The organism is Shewanella sp. (assembly GCF_051658185.1).
Classification (GTDB): Bacteria; Pseudomonadota; Gammaproteobacteria; order Enterobacterales; family Shewanellaceae; genus Shewanella.
Map to the genome: position 1 here is coordinate 1 of NZ_JBOFMC010000005.1, position 7,098 is coordinate 7,098.

The following is a 7,098-nucleotide window of genomic DNA, read 5'->3' on the forward strand; positions in this document are numbered from 1 at the left end:
GCAGAAAAAGGTTATACAATATGGGCTTATGTTGGCTTAGGTGTTGATAAGTTTAAATGGATATATTTTCTGCTGCGGTAATGTTGTTTTTGATCATGGATCCTTTGGGCAATCTGCCGATTTTTGCGGCAATTTTGCGGCATATCGATCCCAAAAAGCGCCGTAAGGTGCTGATCCGTGAGCTGCTGTTTGCGCTGGTGATTATGCTGGCATTTTTATATGCCGGCGAGGCGATCTTAAGTTTCTTAAATCTGCGCTCGGAATCTGTGAGTATTGCGGGTGGGATTATTTTATTCCTGATCGCCATTCGGATGATTTTCCCGCAGCCCGGTGGCGTGGCGGGTTTGGCGGCAGGCGAAGAGCCTTTTATTGTGCCGATGGCCATCCCGCTCATGGCTGGGCCATCCATCCTCGCGGCCTTGATCCTGCTGGCCCACACCGACAGTAGCCGCATGGGCGATTGGACCATCGCTTTAGTGTCGGCCTGGGGGGTTAGCGCGGTTATCCTCATGTTCTACAAGCTTTTTACCCGCATGCTGGGGGAAAAAGGCTTAACTGCCGTCGAGCGTTTAATGGGGATGGTGTTGGTGATGATCTCGGTGCAAATGTTCCTTGATGGCGTATCTAACTACATGAAAACCGCTAGCTAAGTGCCACGGCGCGGTCTCCTGCGCCAGTGCGGATAACCGGCTAACAGCATGAGCGCGTTGCCCGTTAGCCCCGCTATGGCGGTGGCTGACTCGCGGCGCTTACCGCCATGGCCTGAATGGCTCGCTCGGCGGCGGGAAGAAACACTTCGCTGACGAGCATTTCGTGGGCACCATGGTGAAAATAGCGCCGCCGCCCCCAGAGGGTGTGTGTCACCGGTTGCTGTAAGCTTGCCGCCAACTGCGCGAGGCGACCGGCATGGCTAAAGCTGGCCACTTCCATTTTTCCGGGGGTAAATAGCCCTTGATTGAATAACAACTCACCGAGGGGGCGATTACCGAGCCCAAGAAAATCGGCTTGTCGCTCAGACAAGAGTGCTTGGGGAATGAGGGTTCGGGCAAATACCCAAGGAACAGTATCAAGGCAGAGCAAGACTTCGCGGATCCACACTGTATCTTCGGGCGCATATTCACCCGCAAGTGGCTGCTGCTTCCCTTCGCCTAGCACGATGACATCAAACTGAGTGCAGCAGGATTTGAGTCTTTGAGTCAAACTCCCGGTGGCCAGTAACCAGTTTTTGAGGGGCACGGGAGGCAGTTTTTCGGTGTTTTGGCTGCAAAACCATTGAATTGATTCGCCATAGGGAAAGCTTAAGCTGGTCACATTCATTCAATACTCGTTACAATATCGGCAAACGTTGGCAGTCTACCATGTTGCGTCGGTAGCAGATAGCTTCGAAAGCTTGTGTCATTATCCACTTTTAGTTTGCGGGAGTTCTAGAACGCTATGAAAAAATGTCTATCAGTCTGCCTGATTTTGTTGGGATTTATCTTTAATAGCTACGCGGCCGATAAGACAGCGACGCCCCCAGCTGCCAAGGTAGAGTATGCTTACTACGGTTTTGAACCCGAGATAGTGACCAATTATATCTCCAACCGTAAAAAACTTGGCTTTGTGAAAATAGGTGTCGAAGTGATGGTGAAAACCACCGATGATCTGCTGCTGATCGAGCGGCATGATCCCTTGCTGCGCGCCGCCATTATCGAGGTATTAGGTAATCAGCCGGAAGAAAAAGTTAAATCACTCGCAGGCCGGGAAGAAATTCGCCGAGAATGCTTTGAGCGGCTGAATAATTTGATTGCCCAAGAAGTGGGTAGATCACTGATAGTTAACTTGCTATTTACGTCATACCTTTACGATTAATGGGCTGATAGCCAAATGCTGCCGCCGATTTGCGGCAAGTGTGCCCCCAGCCTTAGCGCTCCACTTTTTGCCTTCTTTACCGCGCCCGGGGCGGTTTGCCACCCCGAGGGATTCGAGTGATTATGCCAACATCTACTGCAAAACCTGCCCGTAAACCGTCTGCTGCGCGCGCGGCCGCCAGTCGCCAGCAAGGGCCGCGCTCGGCCAATGTGCTCAAAGCTAAAGCCCCCAAAACTAAAGCCCCTAAAGCAACAATCATCAAAGCAAGCGCCCCTAAGGCCGCCGTGCCAACATCGGCTGCTTCTCGGCCAAAAGGCAAGGTTGGGGTAAAAAAAGCGCTGCATCCGCGCAATGCGCACGTGAATGGTTATGATTTTCCAGCATTAATCGCCGCGTATCCCGAACTTAAGCTGTGGGTTCGGCCGACACCCTATGGGGAGCTATCGATAGATTTTGCCGATGCTAAGGCGGTTAAAGCCCTTAATGCTGCCCTGCTGAAACATCATTATGGCGTGGTGCATTGGGATATTCCAAAGGGCGCGCTGTGCCCACCGATCCCCGGCCGAGTGGATTATCTGCATTATTTGGCGGATCTACTTGGGGAGGGGGATGAGTTGTTGACGCCGACGCGGGTCAACGTGCTTGATATTGGTACCGGAGCGAATGGTATCTATCCCATTTTAGGCAGCAGAGTGTACGGCTGGCAGTTTGTGGCTGCAGACATTAATCGGGAGTCTCTTGCCAATGTTGCCCAGATTATTGAGCGTAACCCTTTGCTGCAAGGGCAGATTAACTTACGGCATCAGCAGGATGAGCGCTCCATCTTTAACGGGATAATTCAGCCGAATGAGCACTTTGCCCTGACCCTGTGTAATCCGCCGTTTCATGCTTCTTTAGCCGAGGCGAGCGCAGGGGCCTCGCGTAAGCTGCGTAATTTACAGTTTAACCGTGGGCAGGCGCCGCGCCCGTTTGCGCGGCGCGCTCAAGCTGAGCTCAATCCCGCTAATTTGGCCAAGGCAGAGCTTAACAACGCCGCACTTAACTTTGGCGGGCAGGCTGCTGAGTTATGGTGCGAGGGGGGCGAGCGGCAGTTTTTGGCGAGGATGATCGCCCAAAGCCAAGGGTTTGCGTCGCAATGCCTCTGGTTTACGAGCTTAGTCTCCAAGCAGGAAAACCTGCGGCCCTGTTATCAAGCCCTTGGCAAATTGGCGGTCGATACGGTTAAGACCATTGAGATGCATCAGGGCAATAAAATCACGCGGGTACTGGCTTGGAGTTTTCTCTCTCCTAGCAAACGGCAGCAGTGGCGCCGTGAGTTTTTAGGCGCCAAGTAGCCTTCGCCTTGGAGGGTAGCAAGGCTGCTTGCACTCATGTTTAGCCCAGCAAAGCTAACACTAGTAAAGCTCACACCAGTAAAGCGAATTCCAACAAACTCCCACAAAGCTCACCACGGCATGACTCGCCATCATAAGGCTCACCAGAGTAAAGCGCTGCAGTAAAGCGCTTTACTTGTGATGTCTGCTAGTTGGGATTGTGCTGTGGGTGGTCGCGGCGAAAGAGCTCCCATTCATCGTGTTGCTCACCGTTTGGCAGCGTGCAAATGCCTTGTTCACCCTCGGCACTCTTGCGTATTTCTGAGCGGCCACCGAGGCTGGCACAATAGGTGGCCGCAGGATTTGCCAGCTGCACTGCGGGGGCGTCGGTTGCCGCTGGAGTGCTGGTTGAGCTAGGGCTATTGGCACTGTTGTCGCAGCCTGTGAGTAGGCTGCAGATAACGCCGCTGAGTAGTGCGATAGAGACTAATTTCATCCTAGATTCCTCTTTGCCATTGCTGCCGAGTGGGTGTGGATTGGTTGTTTGCGTTTTTTAGCGTTTTAGCCTTTGGCATTCGCCCTTTGCGCAGTCACGCGTTGGGGAGCGTTAGCTACCGCAGACCTTACAGTGGGGCTGCTTGGGAAGTTTCATCTCCCTAAACTCCATAGTCATCGCATCGACCATTAAGATGCGTCCGGCTAAAGATTGCCCTATCCCCGCAATCACTTTAATCGCTTCAACCGCCTGTAAGCAACCTATCATCCCAACCACCGGCGCCAAAATCCCGGATTCGACGCAGCTGAGCTGCTGCTCACCAAACAAGGCGCTATAGCAGTGATAGCAAGGGCTGGCCTCGCGATAATCAAATACTGTGACAGTGCCTTCCATACGAATGGCGGCAGCGGAAATCAGTGGCACTTTATGGGTAAAGCAGCTTTGGTTAAGTTGCTCGCGTACGCTGATATTATCAGTGCAATCAAGCACTATGCTGTGGCGCGCGACTAGCTCATCAAGCTCGTGGTCATCTAAAACCGCATTGATAGTGGTGATCTTGATATGGGGATTGAGCAGGCTCAGGCTCTCCTTGGCCGAGTCGACCTTGGCTTGGCCGATATTGGCATCCTGATGCAAGACTTGGCGTTGCAGGTTAGAGAGCTCCACCGTATCAAAATCCACGAGGGTGAGCGCGCCAATGCCTGCAACCGTTAAATATTGCCCGGCGGCGCAACCTAAGCCGCCAGCCCCTATCATCAGGACGTTGGCCAGCTTTAGCCGCTCTTGGCCATCAATGTCCATCGCCTTGATGGAGATCTGGCGGCTGTATCGTAATAGTTCAGCATCGCTGAGGATATCGGGTTGGGTTGTCATCATCGCCACCTAGCAGAGTACAGAATTAAAGGGTTCGACGGTCACTGTAGCTCCCGCAGGGGTATCGCCTTGCTCTTGAGCGAGGATCACAAAGCAGTTGGCCAGACTCATCGACGTCAACATGCCCGAGCCTTGGCTGCCGGTAATGGCCACCTTAAGCTCGCCTTGAGCGTTGCGCGTGAGTATGCCTCGTTGATACTCGACTCGCCCCGGGTGTTTACGCACAGGAGTGGTGAGGCTGGCATTCACAAGCAGCGGCGCAGTTGGGGTTAGGCCTTGCATTTTGTTTAAAATGGGCCACACCAGCTTATAAAACGTCACCATGGACGACACTGGGTTGCCCGGTAAACCGCAAAATACGGCCTTGCCAATGCGCCCCATTGCAAAGGGTTTGCCGGGCTTGATGGCCAACTTCCAAAAGTCAATTTGTCCCTCTTCTTCGAGGATTTGCTTGGTGAAATCGGCGTCACCGACCGAGACCCCGCCCGAGGTTAATACCATATCCGCTTGGCTGGCTGCGGTGCGAAAAGCGTGGCGGATGGCCTCGGGATCGTCGGCAATCACGCCTAAATCGAGCGACTCAACGCCAGCGCGGCGCAATAATCCTTGGATGGCATAGCGGTTGGAGTCGTAAATCTGCCCGGGGGCTAACTCGCTGCCGACGGGGCGCAGCTCATCGCCAGTGGAAAAAAAGGCAACCTTTAAGCGGCGATACACGCGTACTTGGCTAATGCCTATCGTCGCTAATACCCCAAGTTCGGCGGCACCAATCTGGGTGCCCGCATTGAGCACTTTTGTGCCTTGGTGTAATTCTTCCCCTCGGCGGCGGACATTCGCACCGACGCCTTTGGGGTGATTAATGGTGATCCACTCCCCTTGGGCGTGAGTTTCTTCCTGCATTTGCACTGTGTCATAGCCCGCAGGCACGGGTGCGCCAGTCATAATGCGGACACAACTGTGGGGCTGGGCTTTGCCGGTAAAACCGTGGCCGGCAAAGGCGTTGCCGATAAGCTGCAGGCGCGACTGTTGCTGCGTTGGTTCCAAATCGGCAAAGCGTAAGGCGTAGCCATCCATTGAGGAATTATCAAAGGGGGGCAGGTCAATATGAGAGGCCAAATCCTCGGCGAGCACGCGATCGAAGGCGTCGGATAACAGGACGACTTCGGTATCTGCAACAGGGCTGACCTTGGCGAGTAATAGCGCAATAGCCTGATCGGGATGCAGTAAACTTGGCGGTGCGCTCGGGGTTGCGTGAGGGGACATCGGATCTTCCTTATGTGCGCTGGCTGGGGCAAGCATGCTTAGGGTGTGGCGGCATGTTTGCCCAAGCTCGGGGTTATCTCAACTTAGTCTGCAGCAATGTCTGCAGCGGCAATGCTAAGTGCCGGCGTTAATCGGGCTTAGGTAACGTAAAGCAAATGCCTTAATCCTCGGCGGCATAACGGCAGCTTAATCGTACGCGGGAACGGCAGCGCTGCCCATGGCTGCCCATATTATGCCATGCAAGCCGGTGATGGCTATGATTTGCATGGACGTTTATGTGATAGGCCAAGCAGTTTTATGGATGAGTGCTTGTCGCATAACTGAGGCGCTAAGGCGCTGAGCCTAGGTTAGCTGATAAGGGCGTTTTCGCAAGCGGGCTTTGCTCGCGTTATCTTGCCCGAACCGCCAGCGCAGTGTATTCAGGCTGAGTTGAGGGCAACTGATAATCATTTTTAATTATGAATCATTATGTTAGCTAATTAGGCTTGGGTAAATATTGTTGCATTTATGGCAGGGGTTGATGACAATGGCAATCTAGACTTTTGTAAGCCGGCCAAAGAGGATTGACTATGTTGTCAGCTGCCATGATCGACAAATTGAATGAACAAATTAATATGGAATTCTTTTCCTCCAATTTATATCTGCAAATGAGCGCATGGTGTGAGGATCAAGGCTTTGAAGGCGCAGCAAAATTTATGCGCGAACATGCCGATGAAGAAATGGGCCACATGCGCCGTCTGTTTACCTATGTGAGTGAGACGGGGGGCTTACCGTTGCTCGGAGCCATCGAGGCGCCGCAGTCGCAGTTTGCATCTTTGCTCGCATTATTCGAAATGACCTATGAGCACGAGCAGCAGATCACCAGACAAATCAATGCGCTTGCCCATACTGCCTTTGCGAATCAGGACTATTCAACCTTTAACTTTTTACAGTGGTATGTTGCTGAGCAGCATGAAGAAGAAAAGCTGTTTAAGTCGATTGTCGATAAAATCCGTTTAGTGGGTGAAGATGGCAAGGCATTGTTCTTTATTGATAAAGATCTTGCTAAATTGGCCACTAAGGGCGGCGAGAGCATTATGAACGGCCAAAGCCAGACGCCGACCTAATGCCTTAGGCGTCGCTTGGCGTGGGTATCGGGGCGTAGGGGGCGCCGTGTTGGGTGAATGCGCAGCTAACACGGTCCGCTAAATCGCCAGCAAAAAAGCAGCTTCGGCTGCTTTTTTAGTGTCTGACATCAAGGGGTGCCAGGTAGACCTTATGCCAAGGAGCGCCAGTTAGCGGCGGTATTACCCCTCGTCATTT

8 protein-coding genes are annotated in these 7,098 nt (G+C 52.9%); 4 read left to right on the plus strand and 4 right to left on the minus strand.

The features are described from left to right. Positions 1 to 56: 56 nt before the first annotated feature. A complete protein-coding gene (locus ACRCZA_RS00275) occupies positions 57 to 650 on the plus strand; it encodes a YhgN family NAAT transporter (RefSeq protein WP_438672490.1) in 594 nt (197 codons plus the stop codon). Positions 651 to 723: 73 nt separating this feature from the next. On the opposite strand, the gene ACRCZA_RS00280 is transcribed toward ACRCZA_RS00275, so the two are convergent. Then, positions 724 to 1,317, minus strand: a complete 594-nt coding sequence (locus ACRCZA_RS00280) for a chorismate--pyruvate lyase family protein (protein WP_438672491.1) — start codon at positions 1,315 to 1,317, stop codon at positions 724 to 726. A gap of 117 nt (positions 1,318 to 1,434) precedes the next feature. Between ACRCZA_RS00280 and ACRCZA_RS00285 the strand changes: the two genes are divergently transcribed. Next, entirely contained in the window at positions 1,435 to 1,851 is a 417-nt protein-coding gene (locus ACRCZA_RS00285; RefSeq protein WP_438672492.1) for a flagellar basal body-associated protein FliL, read from the plus strand. Between the two features lie 122 nt (positions 1,852 to 1,973). Then, positions 1,974 to 3,185 (plus strand): 23S rRNA (adenine(1618)-N(6))-methyltransferase RlmF, encoded by a 1,212-nt coding sequence (gene rlmF, locus ACRCZA_RS00290; protein ID WP_438672493.1) that lies wholly within the window; start codon positions 1,974 to 1,976, stop codon positions 3,183 to 3,185. Positions 3,186 to 3,372: 187 nt separating this feature from the next. Here the strand turns inward: rlmF and ACRCZA_RS00295 are convergent, their stop codons facing one another. The 3 genes from ACRCZA_RS00295 to moeA all read right to left on the minus strand — a co-directional run bounded on the left by ACRCZA_RS00295 (position 3,373) and on the right by moeA (position 5,796). Further along, positions 3,373 to 3,660 carry a putative hemolysin gene (locus ACRCZA_RS00295; protein WP_438672494.1) on the minus strand — a complete coding sequence of 96 codons (288 nt, stop codon included), beginning with the start codon at positions 3,658 to 3,660 and terminating at the stop codon, positions 3,373 to 3,375. A 111-nt stretch (positions 3,661 to 3,771) separates the two neighbouring features. Beyond that, positions 3,772 to 4,533, minus strand: coding sequence for a molybdopterin-synthase adenylyltransferase MoeB (gene moeB, locus ACRCZA_RS00300; protein ID WP_438672497.1), 762 nt, complete (start codon positions 4,531 to 4,533; stop codon positions 3,772 to 3,774). A 9-nt stretch (positions 4,534 to 4,542) separates the two neighbouring features. Next, positions 4,543 to 5,796 carry a molybdopterin molybdotransferase MoeA gene (moeA, locus tag ACRCZA_RS00305; protein WP_438672495.1) on the minus strand — a complete coding sequence of 418 codons (1,254 nt, stop codon included), beginning with the start codon at positions 5,794 to 5,796 and terminating at the stop codon, positions 4,543 to 4,545. Positions 5,797 to 6,365: 569 nt separating this feature from the next. Between moeA and ftnA the strand changes: the two genes are divergently transcribed. Continuing rightward, positions 6,366 to 6,902 carry a non-heme ferritin gene (gene ftnA / locus ACRCZA_RS00310; RefSeq protein WP_438672496.1) on the plus strand — a complete coding sequence of 179 codons (537 nt, stop codon included), beginning with the start codon at positions 6,366 to 6,368 and terminating at the stop codon, positions 6,900 to 6,902. Positions 6,903 to 7,098: the final 196 nt, after the last annotated feature.

Bases quoted from the DNA above. Each gene is read 5' to 3' on its own strand.
- ACRCZA_RS00275 (WP_438672490.1), top strand. From the start codon at position 57: ATGGATATATTTTCTGCTGCGGTAATGTTGTTTTTGATCATGGATCCT.
- ACRCZA_RS00280 (WP_438672491.1), bottom strand. From the start codon at position 1,317: ATGAATGTGACCAGCTTAAGCTTTCCCTATGGCGAATCAATTCAATGG.
- ACRCZA_RS00285 (WP_438672492.1), top strand. From the start codon at position 1,435: ATGAAAAAATGTCTATCAGTCTGCCTGATTTTGTTGGGATTTATCTTT.
- rlmF (WP_438672493.1), top strand. From the start codon at position 1,974: ATGCCAACATCTACTGCAAAACCTGCCCGTAAACCGTCTGCTGCGCGC.
- ACRCZA_RS00295 (WP_438672494.1), bottom strand. From the start codon at position 3,660: ATGAAATTAGTCTCTATCGCACTACTCAGCGGCGTTATCTGCAGCCTA.
- moeB (WP_438672497.1), bottom strand. From the start codon at position 4,533: ATGACAACCCAACCCGATATCCTCAGCGATGCTGAACTATTACGATAC.
- moeA (WP_438672495.1), bottom strand. From the start codon at position 5,796: ATGTCCCCTCACGCAACCCCGAGCGCACCGCCAAGTTTACTGCATCCC.
- ftnA (WP_438672496.1), top strand. From the start codon at position 6,366: ATGTTGTCAGCTGCCATGATCGACAAATTGAATGAACAAATTAATATG.